The sequence below is a fragment of the Micromonospora sp. DT178 genome (genome assembly GCF_049841695.1).
Classification (GTDB): Bacteria; Actinomycetota; Actinomycetes; order Mycobacteriales; family Micromonosporaceae; genus Micromonospora.
The window spans coordinates 187,157-201,717 of sequence record NZ_JBNCKV010000008.1; the positions used below are offsets into that span (position 1 = coordinate 187,157).

At 71.9% G+C, this 14,561-nt stretch carries 12 protein-coding genes; 5 read left to right on the top strand and 7 right to left on the bottom strand.

The window, feature by feature from the left end; translation table 11 throughout:
- The first annotated feature begins 35 nt into the window (after positions 1–35).
- Positions 36–170, top strand: coding sequence for a hypothetical protein (locus ACLQ22_RS17245; RefSeq protein ID WP_425693187.1), 135 nt, complete (start codon positions 36–38; stop codon positions 168–170).
- Positions 171–180: 10 nt separating this feature from the next.
- On the opposite strand, the gene ACLQ22_RS17250 is transcribed toward ACLQ22_RS17245, so the two are convergent.
- A complete protein-coding gene (locus tag ACLQ22_RS17250; RefSeq protein WP_425693188.1) occupies positions 181–621 on the bottom strand; it encodes a hypothetical protein in 441 nt (146 codons plus the stop codon).
- A gap of 231 nt (positions 622–852) precedes the next feature.
- Positions 853–1,290 carry a hypothetical protein gene (locus ACLQ22_RS17255; RefSeq protein ID WP_425693319.1) on the bottom strand — a complete coding sequence of 146 codons (438 nt, stop codon included), beginning with the start codon at positions 1,288–1,290 and terminating at the stop codon, positions 853–855.
- Between the two features lie 33 nt (positions 1,291–1,323).
- Between ACLQ22_RS17255 and ACLQ22_RS17260 the strand changes: the two genes are divergently transcribed.
- The gene (locus ACLQ22_RS17260) at positions 1,324–1,563 is read left to right on the top strand and encodes a DUF6112 family protein (protein WP_425693314.1); all 240 of its coding nucleotides are present in this window, start codon (positions 1,324–1,326) and stop codon (positions 1,561–1,563) included.
- Positions 1,564–1,641: 78 nt separating this feature from the next.
- Here ACLQ22_RS17260 and ACLQ22_RS17265 read toward each other — a convergent pair whose 3' ends face one another.
- The 4 genes from ACLQ22_RS17265 to ACLQ22_RS17280 all read right to left on the bottom strand — a co-directional run bounded on the left by ACLQ22_RS17265 (position 1,642) and on the right by ACLQ22_RS17280 (position 5,236).
- A complete protein-coding gene (locus tag ACLQ22_RS17265; protein WP_425693189.1) occupies positions 1,642–3,147 on the bottom strand; it encodes an aminopeptidase P family protein in 1,506 nt (501 codons plus the stop codon).
- Between the two features lie 129 nt (positions 3,148–3,276).
- Positions 3,277–3,708: a hypothetical protein gene (locus ACLQ22_RS17270; protein WP_425693190.1), complete on the bottom strand. Its 432-nt coding sequence runs from the start codon at positions 3,706–3,708 to the stop codon at positions 3,277–3,279.
- Between the two features lie 234 nt (positions 3,709–3,942).
- Positions 3,943–4,662, bottom strand: a complete 720-nt coding sequence (locus tag ACLQ22_RS17275) for a hypothetical protein (protein WP_425693191.1) — start codon at positions 4,660–4,662, stop codon at positions 3,943–3,945.
- Positions 4,655–5,236 (bottom strand): RNA polymerase sigma factor, encoded by a 582-nt coding sequence (locus tag ACLQ22_RS17280; RefSeq protein WP_425693192.1) that lies wholly within the window; start codon positions 5,234–5,236, stop codon positions 4,655–4,657. Before ACLQ22_RS17280 ends, ACLQ22_RS17275 begins: the two co-directional genes overlap by 8 nt.
- 161 nt (positions 5,237–5,397) lie before the next feature.
- On the opposite strand from ACLQ22_RS17280, the gene ACLQ22_RS17285 reads away from it, so the two are divergent.
- The 3 genes from ACLQ22_RS17285 to ACLQ22_RS17295 all read left to right on the top strand — a co-directional run bounded on the left by ACLQ22_RS17285 (position 5,398) and on the right by ACLQ22_RS17295 (position 10,072).
- The gene (locus ACLQ22_RS17285) at positions 5,398–7,218 is read left to right on the top strand and encodes a glycoside hydrolase family 3 protein (protein ID WP_425693193.1); all 1,821 of its coding nucleotides are present in this window, start codon (positions 5,398–5,400) and stop codon (positions 7,216–7,218) included.
- 13 nt (positions 7,219–7,231) lie between these two features.
- Positions 7,232–9,040 carry a serine hydrolase gene (locus tag ACLQ22_RS17290; RefSeq protein ID WP_425693194.1) on the top strand — a complete coding sequence of 603 codons (1,809 nt, stop codon included), beginning with the start codon at positions 7,232–7,234 and terminating at the stop codon, positions 9,038–9,040.
- Between the two features lie 330 nt (positions 9,041–9,370).
- Positions 9,371–10,072: a winged helix-turn-helix domain-containing protein gene (locus tag ACLQ22_RS17295; RefSeq protein WP_425693195.1), complete on the top strand. Its 702-nt coding sequence runs from the start codon at positions 9,371–9,373 to the stop codon at positions 10,070–10,072.
- Between the two features lie 87 nt (positions 10,073–10,159).
- Here ACLQ22_RS17295 and ACLQ22_RS17300 read toward each other — a convergent pair whose 3' ends face one another.
- Positions 10,160–14,500 carry a S8 family serine peptidase gene (locus tag ACLQ22_RS17300; protein WP_425693196.1) on the bottom strand — a complete coding sequence of 1,447 codons (4,341 nt, stop codon included), beginning with the start codon at positions 14,498–14,500 and terminating at the stop codon, positions 10,160–10,162.
- Positions 14,501–14,561: the final 61 nt, after the last annotated feature.

Here is a 14,561-nt window from a genome sequence, read left to right on the forward strand (position 1 = left end):
CGGGCACCGGATCGCGGTGCCCGGCGGGCCAGGGCGTGTCTGACAAAGCGTGGATAGAGCGCTGCTTCAACAGGCTCAAGCAGTGCCGCAGCGTCGCCACCCGCTACGACAAGACCGCTACCTCGCACCAGGCCACCATCACCATCGCCGCGCTACTGCAATGGCTGTGAACCTTTGAAGCTAGGGAAAGTCCAGTTCCGCCGTCACCGGCTGGAACAGCTCGGCCGCGCGCTCCGGGTGGTGGCGGTCCAACTCGGCCCACCAGGCCGCATGGCGTACGAGGAACACGTGTGTGTCCGAGTAGTACGAGTCGCGGACGAGTCGCGCGTCGTACTTCGGAGCGAGGATCCGGATGACGGCACGGATCGTCTCGTACCGGTTGGCCAACGTCCCCGGCAGCGTCACTTGGTGGGAGATCCCGTTGTAGGTGATGGTGAGCCCATCGTCGGCGTGCTCCGATCCCAGTTCGTCGCCCTCGTCGAGGAATCGGCCGAAGTCCCAGACGACTTCGGTGTCGTCCGCCCGCCAGTCGATCACAGCGGTGTTCCTGAAGTTGCCGAGGTACCCGTCCACCTGTTCGGCGTCGCCGTCGATGAGAACCCTCTCGATGATCTCCGTCACGGCATCGGATACTAGTTCTCGATCAGCTCCTTTGGGGCCGCCAGGTACTCGAACCCTGAACCCTGCCGATCATCGACCCGTGGTCGACCGCCGGTCACCGCCGACGGTAGGTACCTCGACAGGGCTTCCCACTCGACGTCAGACAACCCGTAACGACGACCCACGCGCTACATCAGCCGACACCAGGATCCTTTGAAGACACCGCCTAGGGATCCGGCCAATGGCTTCGGGTCAGGTCCGCTTGCGGCTCGCGATCTCGTCAGAGAGCTGCTGCACGTGGGCGGGGTCCGCGTCCCGGGCAAGGGCGACGTAGTGGTCCATGACGGCCGGCCGGTAGCGCACGGGCAACGTCTGTCCTGGGGCGAGTCGGGTGAGCTCGGTGATCGTGAGGTCTTCGTCTGCGATACCGCGGAACGAGACGCCGTCGGCGGTCTCCACGTCGAACATCAGGACCACGCGTGGATTGCTGTTGACCTCGCGCCAGTCGACGAGAACACCGAGCGCAAGCGCCCCCGTACGCAGTTCCGCATTGCGCTTCCGTGCATCACTGCTCAGGAGCGGGTTCGGGGCGACGCCCGGGAAGTCGGGCCCGACGCCGAGCGATTCCCGACTCAGGTCGGGCCTGAGCTGCGCCATCAGATCGTTAAGCTTCTTCTTCGAACCGAACATCCTGACCCTCCACACCGGTGCCGGAATCTCGGCCTGGCGCTTCGCCCTCACTGTGATTGTACGGCGCGGCCATTCCCGAACTCCGTCGCATCGCCCCGTCCCGATGGGGCCGCCGTCTGCGATCGCGGACGGTTCGGAGCCAACAGCAGCAACCCTCATCTCGCGTCCCGTGGCAAGACCGGGGTGCTGGTCTCGTGCGGTGCCGCGATCCTGTGCGGAGCGGCGATCACGCTGATCAACTTCTTCTGGACCGTCGGCCAGGCCGTGAACTAGCGGTGCGCGCCGGCCGGAGGGGCCGGCACGGCCGGGCGCTCAGCGCCCGCGCGTGCCGGCCCACACGTCGCGGGGCGCTCAGGCACCCGCGCCGGAGCGCACCCGGTCGATCCAGGCCTCGACGTCGTCGGCGGTACGCGGCATGGCCGACGACAGGTTCTCGTGGCCGTCCTCGGTGACCAGCACGTTGTCCTCGATACGGACGCCGATGCCACGGAACTCCGCCGGCGCCAACAGGTCGTCGGCCTTGAAGTACAGGCCGGGCTCGACGGTGAGGATCATCCCGGGCTTCAGCTCGCCGTCCATGTAGTCCTGCCGCAGCAGCATCTGGCAGTCGTGCACGTCCATGCCGAGGTGGTGGGACGTGCCGTGGACCATCCACCGCCGGTGCCAGCCGCCGCTCTCGCGGTCCAGGGTCTGCTCGAGGGTCACCCCCTCCGGCAGCAGTCCCCACTCGTACAGCCGTCGGGCGATGACCACGTTCGCGGCGGCGTGGATGTCGCTGAACTTGTTGCCCGGCTTCACCGCCGCCAGGCCGGCCTCCTGCGCCTCCAGGACCGCCTCGTAGATCTTGCGCTGCACGTCGGTGAAGCGACCGGTCACCGGGAGGGTGCGCGTGATGTCGGCGGTGTAGAGGGAGTCGACCTCGACACCGGCGTCCACCAGGATGAGGTCGCCCTCGCGGACCGGCCCGGTGTTCTTCGTCCAGTGGATGGTGTTGGCGTGGTCGCCGGACGCGCAGATGGTCTCGTAGCCGATGCCGTTGCCGTCGTGGCGGGCGTACAGGCCGAAGAGGCCCTCGACCCACCGCTCGCCGCGCTCCTTGCCGACGGCCTCGGGCAGCCCGGCGATGATGGCCTCGAAGCCCCGGTGGGTGGCGGCGATCGCCTTGCGCATCTCGCCCACCTCCCACTCGTCCTTGAGCAGGCGCATCCCCGAGAGGTGGCGGGCCAGCTCCTCGTCCGCCTCGTGCTGCTGCGTCACCGACGCGGGCGTCTCCGCCTGGGCCCGGGTCTCGTCGACGAGCCGGGCGAGCTCGCCGTCGGCCCCCCGCACGACGCGCACCACGGTCGCGCCGGCGTCCTTGGCCAGGACGTCCGGGAGCGAGTCGATGTGCCGGGTGCCGATGCCCAGCCGCTGCTCGATCTCGCGCATCGTCGGGCGGGGCCCGACCCAGAACTCGCCGAACCGGGAGTCCGCGAAGAACTCCTCGCTGTCGCGCGGCGCGAGCGGCCGGAAGAACAGGATCGCCTCGTGGCCGTCGGGCGTGGGGTCCAGCACCAGGACGCTGTCGGGCTCGGTGTCGAACCCGAGCCCGGTCAGCCAGGCGAAGGCCGTGTGCGGCCGGAAGGTGTAGTCGGTGTCGTTGCTGCGCACCTTGAGGCCGCCGGCGGGGATGATGAGGCGCTCGCCCGGGAACCGCCGTGACAAGGCCGCCCGGCGGCGGGCCGCGTGGTCGGCGACCTCCGCCCGCGGGACAGGTGCCGCATCCGGACTGGCCCAACCGGAGGCGATGAAAGCGCGGAACGCGTCGCTCGTCGGGGTGTTGCGGTGGCTGGCTTTCACCTGCTCGTCGCTTGTCATGGTCGCATCCTGCCACGCGCTCGGGAGCCTCGGCAAAGCCGTCGCGGCCCTCGACTGTGGCTCCCGCGGCGGCACGGCGTCGCGGGTGGTTCGCGGTCGTCGCCGCCGGGCGTCCGCCGCGGGGGGGGCCTAGCTGTCCTCGTAGACGAGGTCCATGACGTCGGTGCGTCCGGCCCAGCGCAGTTCGAGGTGCCAGCAGCCGGCCCGCGGCATGTCGATGATCGACGGGCCCGGGCCGCCGGCGACCTCCCGGGTCACCCGGGTTCCGGTGCCGTCCAGGGTCGCGGTGATCCGCAGGGCGTCCGGGGTGGTCGCGGCGGCGGGCGTCGCGGCGGGACGGGCGACCCAGAGGATCTTGTTGTTCGTCCCGTGCTTCCTGGCCCGGGCCAGCGGGTGCCCGAACAGCACCGCGACGATTTCGCCGCTCGCGCCGAGAACGTGCGGCATCCGGGTGCTCCCGCTGAACCCGGCGTCCGCCCAGTCGGGCAGCGGCCCCGTCTCGACCCGGGAACCGCAGCCGGTGGTGGCACCACCCGACGCCGCGCCTGCCGACGCCGTCACGGCCGGAGAGGCGGCCTGCGGGACGGGCCGCCCCGCTGTCGTGCACCCCGCCAACAGGACCACTGCCCCCAGCAACACCCTGCGCGTCGCACCCATCTCACGCCTCCCGACGACCTGCTCGTGCTCTCCACTGTCGGGACACCGGCCGGCTCCCCCGGGTTCCCGGCCCGGGCCCCTCGGGATGGTGGGCCGGCACCGGCACGACGTGGTGGGCCGGCACCGGCACGACCGCCCCTAACGCAGTGACCGGGCGATCTCGATCGCCTCGAAACTGGTGAGGTCGCCCTCGATCCGATAGCTGACGCCGGCCTGCTCCCAGATCAGGGTCGAGGCGGCGAGCCGCGCGGTCTCCACCCGGACGGCGCCCGCGCGATCCACGTAGGAGACCGGGTGCGGGGCGCCGATCCAGACGGCGAAGCCGCCGTTCACCTGGACCCAGCTGGTTCCCGCCGCGCTGCTCTCCTTGTGGAAGGCCAGGTCGAGACGGCCGTCGAAGGCGTCGATGCGCAGCGCTCCCCCGCGGTAGAGCAGCGTCGCCACCCGGCAGAAGCCCGCGCCGTCGGGGTCGGCGACCAGCACCTGCTCGGGCGGGCCCAGCCTCGTCGGGGTGCGGACGGGGAAGCGCACCTTCCGCTGCGCCTCGGCCACGGTGGTGAGCCGCTGCGTCGGCAGTGGCGAGGCGGCGCCGGTGGGACGCGCCGGATCGGGCGTCGTGGCGATCGTGATCCCGGCGAAGCGCAGCAGCCCGGCGGCGGCGTCGGCGAGGGCGGCGCGCCCCGGCGGCAGCGCCGCCACGACCAGGGCGGTGAGCGCCGCGGCGACGAGGTGGCGCCACCGGCGTCGCCTCGGCGCGGGCGCGGCGAGGCGGGCGCGTACCCGGGCGGTCACGTCGGGCGGGTCGGGCGTCTCCAGCCAGGCGGAGAGATCGCGCAGTTCGCGTTCGAGGTCATCCACGGCGCACCTCCGCGACGTCGAGCAGGCCGCGGAGCTTCGCCAGTGCCCGGGAGGTCCGCGACTTCACCGTGCCGCGCGGCCAACCCAGCATGGTCACGGTCTCGTCCTCGCTGAGGTCGAGGAAGAACCGGCACACGATCACCTCACGGTCCTTCACCGACAGCGAGCGCAGGGCCCGCACCAGGGTGGCCCGGCGTTCCCCGGCGAGGACGGCCTCGACGGCGGCGTCCTCGCCGATCTCCGCGTGCGGGTCCGCCGCGGCGGCGCGCAGGGCGAGCCCGTCGCGCCGGCTGCGTGACCGGTGCAGGTTGCGGGTCTCGTTGGCCACGATCGCCATCAGCCACGACCGGAACGACGACTCTCCCCGGTAGCGGGAGATGTTGCGGTGTCCCTTCACGAACGCCTCCTGGATGACGTCCTCCGCGTCCGGACCCGCGCCGAGCAGCACCGCCGTCCGGTACGCGGATGCGGTGTGCCGGGCGACCAGGAGTTCGTACGCCTCCAGGTCGCCCGCCCGGGCACGGGTGACCAGGTCTTCGTCGTTCAGAGGTACCTCCGGTGGGGACACACTCATGACACCACCGGCGCCCCGCGGGTTCCGCCGCGTCGAGGAAGATGTCCGGTCGCCGGCCTCCGCCGACCGCTCCGAGTCCGGCCGGGCCTGTAGCAAACCTTCTTGACGATTCATCGATGCGTAGCTAAGTTTCAGCCATCCGGACTGAGAGGTCGTCGTCCATGAAGGCCCGACTCGTTACCGCGACCGTCCTGGTGGCCACCCTGTCGACCACCCTCGCCCCGCTGCCCGTCCAGGCCTCCACGGCGCCCGCGCGTCCACCGGGCGGCGAGCACGGCTGGGTCACCTCGACACTGCGGCACATGAGCCTGACGCAGAAGGTCGGCCAACTCTTCGCCACCTACGTCTACGGCGCTGACGCGACCGAGCCCTCGGCCGCCGACCGCGCCGCCAACCGCGCGGCGTTCGGTGTCGAGACGCCGGCCGAGGTCGTCGACGAGTTCCACCTCGGCGGCGTCTGCTACTTCTCGTGGTCCCACAACCTGGACAGCCCGCGCCAGATCGCCACCCTCTCCAACGGGTTGCAGCGGGCCGCCGTCGGCGACGGCACGAAGGGGCGGGTGCCCCTGCTCGTCTCCACCGACCAGGAGCAGGGCGTGGTGCTGCGGATGCCCGCCCCCGCCGCGCAGTTCCCCGGGTCGATGGCCCTGGGGGCCGGGCGGTCGCCCCGGGCCGCCCACGAGGCCGCGAAGATCACCGGACGCGAGCTGCGCGCGGTCGGCATCCACCAGCCGTACGCGCCGATCGCCGACGTCAACGTCGACCCCGGCAACCCGGTGATCGGCGTACGGTCCTTCGGCGCCGACCCCACCCTGGTGGCCGAGATGACCGCCGCACAGGTCGCCGGGTTCCAGGACGGAGCCGGCGCGACGGCGGTGGCGAAGCACTTCCCCGGCCACGGCGACACGGCCACGGACAGCCACACCGACCTGCCGGTCATCGACCACACTCGACAGGAGTGGGACCGGATCGACGCGCCGCCGTTCCGGCGGGCGATCGACGCGGGCGTCGAATCGATCATGACGGCGCACATCGTGGTACCCGCGCTCGACCCCTCCGGCGACCCGGCGACGCTGTCGCCGACGATCCTCAACGGCGTGCTGCGCGGCGAGCTCGGCTTCCGGGGAGTCATCGTCACCGACGCGCTGAACATGGCCGGCGTGCGCCGCAAGTACGGCGACGACCGGGTGCCCGTGCTGGCGCTCAAGGCCGGCGCCGACCAGCTCCTGATGCCGCCGGACCTGCGGCTGGCCCGGGACGCGGTGCTGCGGGCCGTCGCCACCGGCGAGCTGACCGAGCGGCGCGTCGACGAGTCCGTCCGGCGCATCCTCGCCATGAAGTACCGGCAGGGCCTCGCCCGGTCGCCGCTGGTCGACGTCGAGCAGGCCGTACACACGGTCGGGGCGCCCGCGCACCTCGCCGCCGTGGCACGGGTCACCGACCCGACCCTCACCGCGGTCCGCAACGACACGGGGCTGCTGCCGCTGTCCCCCGGGCGGCGGTCGGTGCTGGTCACCGGCTGGAACAGCGCCGCTTTCGCGCCGGTCGAGACCGTCGCCGACGGGTTCACCGCCCGCGGCGCCCGGGCCACCGCCCGGCCCGCGACCCTGCCGTCGGACCAGACGATCGCCGCGACGGCCGCGACGGCCGCCGAGCACGACCTCACCGTCGTGCTGACCAACAAGGCGTGGGACACGACCGTCACCGATCCACGCGGCACCCAGCGGCGGCTCGTCGCCGCGCTGCTCGCCACGGGCCGGCCCGTGGTGGTGGTAGCGGTCCGGGACCCCTACGACGTCGCGTACCTGCCGGGCGTGACCACCTACCTGGCGACCTACTCGTACACCCGGGCGGCGATGGACGCCCTCGTCCGTGCGCTGCACGGCGAGTTGTCCCCCCGTGGACGGCTTCCCGTCACGATCCCCACGGCCGAGGGTGCGGGCACCGTGCTCTATCCCTACGGCCACGGCATGAGCTGGTAGGAGGCAACCCACCATGTCGTCGCTCCGCCTGCCCGCGCTCCGCCCCTTCGCGATCGGCCTGACCGCCGCCGTCCTGGGCGCGACCCTTCCGGCCACGGCGGCCGGTGCCGCGCCGCCGCCGGCCGGATCGGCGCCGCCGGTCGTCACGCCCGCCGACATCACGTTCCGGCACGACACGCTGCGGCCCGGCCACGCCCGCGAGGTCGGCCTGCTCCCCGAGCACGTGGATCGCCTGCCCGCCGACCTGGCGGCGTACCTCGAGCCGACGCCGGATCACCCCGGCCATCCCGCGTACGCGGGTGCCGTGGTCCTGGCGGCCAAGGACGGCGTGGTCGTGCAGCACGCCGCGGTGGGCTCCGCGGTGCGGTACGCCGCCGTCGGCCCGCCGCCCGGGCTGGAAGGGGTGGAACTCCCCGCCGACGAGCAGATCCCGATGCGGCCCGACACCATCTTCGACCTGGCGTCGGTGTCGAAGCTGTTCACCGCCATCGTGACCATGCAGCAGGTCGAGCGGGGACGGGTGGACCTCGACGCGCCGGTCGCCCGGTACGTCCCGGAGTTCGCGGCCGGCGGCAAGGCGTTGGTCACCGTACGGATGCTGCTCACCCACACCTCGGGGCTGCCCGCCTTCGCGCCGCTGTGGAGCAGGTACCCGACGCCGGCGGAGCGCTTCGCCGCCGCGCTCGCCACGCCGCTCGCGCCCGGTGCGCAGCCCGGCACCCGGTACGTGTACTCCGATCTCGGGCTGATCGCGCTGGGCGTGCTGGTGGAACGGGTGACCGGCCGGCCGCTGGCCGCGCTCGTCGCCGACGGCGTCACCACGCCGCTGGGCATGACCGACACCGGCTACAACCCGGGGCCGGAGCGGCGGTCGCGGATCGCCGCGACCGAGTACCAGCCGTACGCCGGACGGGGCATGGTCCACGGTGAGGTGCACGACGAGAACGCGTGGTCGCTCGGCGGCGTCGCCGGGCACGCGGGGATGTTCTCCACCGCGGCGGACCTGGCCGTGCTCTGCCAGTCCCTGCTCAACGGCGGCGAGTACCGGGGGCAACGGATCCTGCGCGCGGACACGGTGCGCGCGATGCTGGTCAACCACAACGCCCCGCTGGAGCAGGCCTACCCCGAGAGCGACCGCGGGCTGGGCTTCGAGCTCGACAAGCACTGGTACATGATGGGGCTCTCCTCCCCGGTGGCGTTCGGGCACACCGGCTTCACCGGGACGTCGATCGTCGTCGACCCGCTCTCCCATTCATTCGTCATCCTGCTCAGCAACCGGGTGCACCCCGATCGCGGCTGGGGCAGCAACAACGTCGCCCGGCGCGCCGTCGCGCGCGATCTCGCCGAGGCGACGCCGGTGCGACCCCGGTCCCGCGAGGCGTGGCGGGCCGACCCGCGCGACCTCGCGACGGTCACCCTCACCGCCCCGCTGCGCCGGGCGGCGCGGGGCGGCGGCACGGCGAGCTTCCTGCTCTGGTACGACACCGAGCCCCGCTACGACAGCGCCCGGTTCGAGGTCTCCACCGACGGCGGGTCGACGTGGGCTCCGGGACGGCTGCTGCTGCGGCACGCCGACCGGCGGTGGAGCAGCGACGGCACGGTCACCGGCTACGGCGGCCGGGTCTGGTGGCAGGTCTCGGTCGAGTTGCCCGACCGGGCGACCCACCTGCGCTTCAGCAGCACCACCGACGCCTCCAGCCAGGGTCGCGGCGTCTACGTCGACCGGATCGTGGCGGCGGACCGCGACGGGCTCCTCTTCGAGGGCGAGGGCGGCGACGCCGCCCGGCTCGTCCCCGTCGGCTGGTCGCCTGCCCGCACCTGACCGAACCACGGCGCGTGCCCCGGCCCGCGTCGCCTGTGCCGCCACCGTCGGGCAGGGGCGCGCAGCGTCGACAGGAATCTACACACCGCCACCGGCGGCTGCCGAGGTGTGACGATTCGCCGCATCCGACGCGGGCCCGATCGCACCTGCCGGGCCATTGTCGGCCGCCGAAACCGCGCGCCCGGAGAACACATCACGCCGAAAAGGGTCAAGCCACCATGAAGGGCCACGACCCGACTCGGCACGCCGAATGCAGTCAATTTATCGACGCCAACGCATCACCGTTTTTAACCGAAGCGAGACGAGCCACCACTAGGGTCAGGAAACCAATTGATCGGTGTCGTGGTTAGAAATGTCCCCGGAGTGGGTGGGGCACCGGAAGGGGTGGGAATGAGGAGGGTGGCTCCGCTGGTCATCGGCATTGCCTCCTCGCCGGCCGAACGCAGGCAGCTCGCACGTCTGCTCGGCGGGACCGAGGCGTTTCTGATCGTCTCGAGCGTCGATCAGGCGCGCACGTTCCTCGGCGTGCCCGGTGCGCCGGTGGCTCGGCCCGAGCCCGTCGTGACGGCCGAGCCGGTCGTCACGGCCAGGCCGGTCGTGATGGCCGAGCCCGTCGTGACAGCCGAGCGCGTCGTGACAGCCGAGCGCTTCGTGGTGGCCGAGCCCGTCGTGACGGCCGAGCCCGTCGTGACAACCGAGCGCTTCGTGGCGGCCGAGCCCGTGCAGGGCGCCGTGGCACCGCCGCCGGCCGACCTGAGCGTCGACTCCGACCGACGGATGCTGCGCTGGCTGGACCGCGAGGTCGAGTTGACCCGCCTGGAGCACGACTTCCTCCGATGCCTGGTCGGCGCGCCCGGGCAGGTCTGGACCTACGAGCGGCTGCACCTCGAGGTCTGGGGCAACGTGCACCTCGGGCGGGGCTCCGACATGCACTCGGTGGTGCGCAGGGTGCGGCGCAAGCTCGCCCGGCTGGACGCCTCGGCGGCGATCCACGCGGTCCGCGGGGTCGGCTTCCGCCTCGCGTCGATCTGACCCGTCCGGCCTCTTCGGGGCCCCGACGCGGTCCGGCCCGCCTGGTCGGAAACCAGGCGGGCCGGACCTGTCAGCTGACGGTCGGTGTCAGCAGCGGACGGGCGACAACGCGAAGTCCTCCACCGTGGGTGCGGCGGTGTTGATCCTCGTCTGCCGGGTCTGGGGCTTCCAGTTGTCCTTGGCGACGATCATCGTCAACGGGTTGTTCCGACGGTCCAGCCAGTAGGCGTACTTGCCCTCGGCGTCCGTGGCGAACGTCCAGGACATCGCCCACGAGTCGACCTGGACGGTGGCACCGGAGAGCGGCGAGCCGGCACCCTGGCAGCTCGTCCCGGTGACCGTGCCCATCAGCTTGCCCCAGGTCGTCGGCTGCAGCACGTTCATCGTGACCGCCACCGGCTCGACCGCGTACGGGGTGTTCTCCTTGATGGCGACCGAGGCGGTGTAGGTGCCGGGCTGGTCCACGTTCGCCGTCATGCCGACGTTGACCGTGACGACCTCACCCGGCGCCAGGGTGACCGCCTTCTTGTCGATCGTCATCCAGCTGACGTCGGCGGTGCTGGCGGCGCACTCCTCGAAGCCCGGCAGCGCCTCGCTGTCGCGCGTCGCGGTGAAGCCGCCGGAGGAACCGCCGACCTTGTAGAAGCCGCACGCCGCGCCGCCGCGGTACCGCGCCGTGTTGGCGTTCGGCAGGCTCGACCATGAGGAGGTGGCCGGGTCGTAGGCGAAGCCCACGTTGGTGATGGCGCCGCCCTGCGAGCCGCCGACGACCAGGAACTTGCCGTTGGCCACGGCGAACGAGCTGGCCCAGTTGTCGGCCGGCGCGTCCGCGATGGCCGTCCAGGTGTTGGCGCCCGGGTCGTAGGCGTAGCTCGCCTTCTGCGCGGCGGAGCCGTCGTTGCCTCCGGTGCAGTAGACGATGCCGTCGATCCCGCCGCAGGAGACGAAGGCCACCGACTTCGGGTAGTCGGCCAGGGTCTCCCAGCTGTCGTTGGCCGGGTCGTAGCGCACGACGTCGTTGGACATCGGCGTGCAGGACGCCGTGGTGCAGCCGCCGATGGCGTACAGCTTGCCGCCCGCGACCGCCTGGCCCGCCGCCGAGCGCGGCGCGGGGTTGTCGGCCTTCTCCGTCCAGGTGTTGGCCGCCGGGTCGTACGACCAGGTGGTGCCGTCCGGACCGGCCGCCGCCCAACCGCCGGTCGCGACGATCTTGCCGTCCAGGACGCCCACCGTCATGGCGGTACGCGCACCGGGCAGATCGGCGATCGCGGTCCAGGTCTGCGCGACCGGGTCGTAGGCGTAGTTCTTCGCCGAGGACGCCGAGCCGGTGCCGCCGGCGATGGAGTACACCTTGCCGCCGAGGTTGACCACCCGGTTGTCCATCACCACGGCCGGGTAGTTGGCGATGTCGGTCCAGGGCGCGGCCTGCGGGCCCGCCTCGGGCGACGCCGCCGCCGTCGACTTGCCGGACGTCTTCGCCGCGAACGAGGTCGGGACCTCGAGCCGCTGCACCGGCGCGCCCTGGGAGCCGAGCACCTCCTGCTTGCTGATCCGGGACCCGTCGGCCCGGAGCAGCTCGAACCCGCCGTCGCGCTCACTGAACTCGACCGCGACGGGGGCCCCGCCGGTGTTGGTCACCGTGAACGCCTTGGTGACCTTGCCGCTGGGCATCCGGACCGTCCCGGCCACCTGGGCCGGCTTGACCGACAGGCGGCCGGCCGCCAGCTGGAAGTTCGCGGCGGTCGCCCAGTCTGCCTGGACGTCGACCTGCTTGCTCTGGCTGACGTAGCTGCCGGCCCGGGCGGTGAACTGGTGGGTGTCCGTCAGCGAGGAGAACAGCCAGTAGAAGCCGTCCGCCAGCCCCGGGTCGTCCGGGGTCGCCACGGTGGTGGCCTTCTCCGTCGGCCGGTCGTCGCTGGTGACGGTGGCGCCGTTGACGTAGCCGTTGTCGTTCTTGTCGCGGACGTGGCCGAGCACCAGGCCGCCGTCGATCGGCTCGCAGGTGAGCTGGCTGCCGATCAGGACGTTGTCGACCCCCCACCACCACTCGTACGAGGCGTCGTAGTAGCGGAACCGGACCCGCGCCTGGGCCTGGCCCGCGGCCTGCGGGATGGCGACCTCGGTCACCTTGGGGCCGCGGACGTCGGCGGCCTGCCGGAGCACGTTGGTCCACGTGGTCCCGCCGTCGAGGCTGAGGTCGACGTCGGCGCGGTCGCTGCCCAGCCAGTTGTAGTCCTGGTTGAACCGGATCACCGGTGCCGTGACGCCGGTCAGGTCGACGACCGGGCTGACGAGCGAGGTGTCCTGCTTGCCGCCGGAGCCGTACTCGTCACTGTCCACGATCGCGAAGTTGCCGGTGCCGCCGGTCAGGTTGCCGCGGGCGCCGTCGTCCGTGAACTTCCAGACCTGGCCGCTGGCGGCGTGGTCCACCACGGACCAGCCGGCCGGCACGGTGCTGCCGTCGAAGGTCTCGTACTCGCCGTCGGAGCCGAACCGGTAGCCGGGCGCGGTCGTGCAGGCGTTGGTCCGCACCGGCACCGCCACGTTGGCCGTGGCGTTACCCGTGCCGACCACGACCTGCTTGGTCACCGTCTGGTAGCCCGGGTACTGCGGCTCGACCTTCAGGTTGTAGGTGGTGCCGGCCGGCAGCTTGAGGCTGTAGCGGCCGTTGACGGGGGTGGTGTAGTCGGACACGCCCGACTGACCCTCCACGGTCACCTTCGCGTAGAGCGGCCAGCCGTGCCCGGAGCCGTCGGTGACGGTTCCGCTGACGGTGACGCTCGGCACGGCAGTCAGCGCCACGTCGACGGTCGTGGTCGCGTTGCGGGCGACCGCTGCCGGCGTCGTCTTCGCCTGGTAGCCGAACGCCGCCACGGCGACCTGGTAGTCGCCGACCGGAAGCAGGGACGAGTACGTCCCGTCGGACCCGGTGGTCAGCTCGCGGTCCGCCGCGCCGGTCAGGGTCACCGTGGCGCCCGCGATCGGGGCGCCGGTGGCCGCGTCCGTGACCTTGCCGGCCAGGGTGCCGGTGTCGCCGATCGGGGCGGCGTTGAGCAGCGTGAGCGCGTCCAGGCGTCCCTCGCCGAACACGTTGTTGTCGTCGGCGGTGCCGCCACACTGGGCGTCGGCCTTGTCGACCGCCGAGTTGTCCAGCAGCGCACGGGTGGCGGTGACGTCGCCGACGAGCGCCGGCGCGGCCGACCACAGCAGCGCGATCGCGCCCGCGAGGTGCGGGGCGGCCATCGAGGTGCCGTTGTAGCTGGCGTAGCCGCCGCCCGGAATGCTCGACCGGACGTTCACCCCGGGTGCCGCGATGTTGGGCTTGATCTCGCCGTTCTGGCCGGCGCCGCGGGAGGAGAAGCTGGCGATGTTGTTGTTGACGTCGTAGGCGCCGGCGGAATAGTTGCTGACCAGGCTGCCCGGTGAGCCGCTGGTCTGGCAGGCCGATCCGCTGTTGCCGTTGGACCACACGCCGAAGATGCCCGACGCGGTCCAGGCCAGCGTCACGTCCTCCATGAACGGGTCGTTGGAGGGCAGCGTGGTTCCCCACGAGTTGTTGATGATGTTCGGCCGCTTGCTGGCGTCCGGGTTCTGGCCGTTGAGGTCCGTCGGCTCGAGCATCCACTGGCCGGAGGTGACCAGCGCCGCGTCGCTCGGGCAGCAGCCGTTGGCCGCGATCCACTTCACGTCGGGTGCGACGCCGATCTGGTTCGCACCGGCGGAGCCGGCCATCGTGCCCATCGTGTGGGTGCCGTGGCCGTTGGTGTCACAGGGCGCGGCGCAGGAGCCGGTGGCCCGGTACCAGTTGTAGTTGTGGTCGAACGTGCCGTCGCCGTTGTTGCCCCGGTAGGAGTTCACCAGCGCGGGGTGGTCGAACTGGACCCCGGTGTCGATGTTCGCCACCGTGATGCCGGCGCCCTTGGCGCCGTACTGGGACCAGACGTCGTCGGCGTTGATGTTCGCGATGCCCCACTCGAGGGCGTTGACCGTCTTCTCGTCGGTGCCCTCGGTGACCTCGGGAACCTTGTAGGCGACCGGGGCGTACAGGCCCTCGACCTCGGCGTGCGCGGCGAAGCTTTGCGCCATCGTCAGGGAGCCGCCGCTGACCTTGATCGCGTTGGTCGCCCAGAAGGTCTCGTACTTCGTTCCCGAACCGTCGAGCTCGGTGCGGATCTTGGACTGGCTGCTGGCGGCGGTCTTCTTCAGCGCGTCGGCGACGGCGGTACCGCGCTTGGCCCAGTCCTTGATCGCGGCGGCCTCGCTGAGGTCCGCCCTGTCCTTGAAGCGGATCCAGAAGTCGCCCTCGGTCTTGCCCTGGAGCTCCTTCGTGAGCTCCGGCCTGATCTTGTCGGACGGGGAGGCCTGTGCGCCTGACCCGGTCGCGGCCAGGCCTGTCGCGGCGAGGATCATCGCCGCGCCGGCGCTCACCAGAGATCTGGCTAAGCGCCTTGCGGGTGGACGTGTGAACATCGGTGGTGCCTCCTCCAGA

Excerpts from the sequence above, each read along its gene's own strand:
- ACLQ22_RS17255 (WP_425693319.1), bottom strand. The coding sequence starts at position 1,290 with ATGTTCGGTTCGAAGAAGAAGCTTAACGATCTGATGGCGCAGCTCAGG.
- ACLQ22_RS17265 (WP_425693189.1), bottom strand. The coding sequence starts at position 3,147 with ATGACAAGCGACGAGCAGGTGAAAGCCAGCCACCGCAACACCCCGACG.
- ACLQ22_RS17280 (WP_425693192.1), bottom strand. The coding sequence starts at position 5,236 with ATGAGTGTGTCCCCACCGGAGGTACCTCTGAACGACGAAGACCTGGTC.
- ACLQ22_RS17285 (WP_425693193.1), top strand. The coding sequence starts at position 5,398 with ATGAAGGCCCGACTCGTTACCGCGACCGTCCTGGTGGCCACCCTGTCG.
- ACLQ22_RS17290 (WP_425693194.1), top strand. The coding sequence starts at position 7,232 with ATGTCGTCGCTCCGCCTGCCCGCGCTCCGCCCCTTCGCGATCGGCCTG.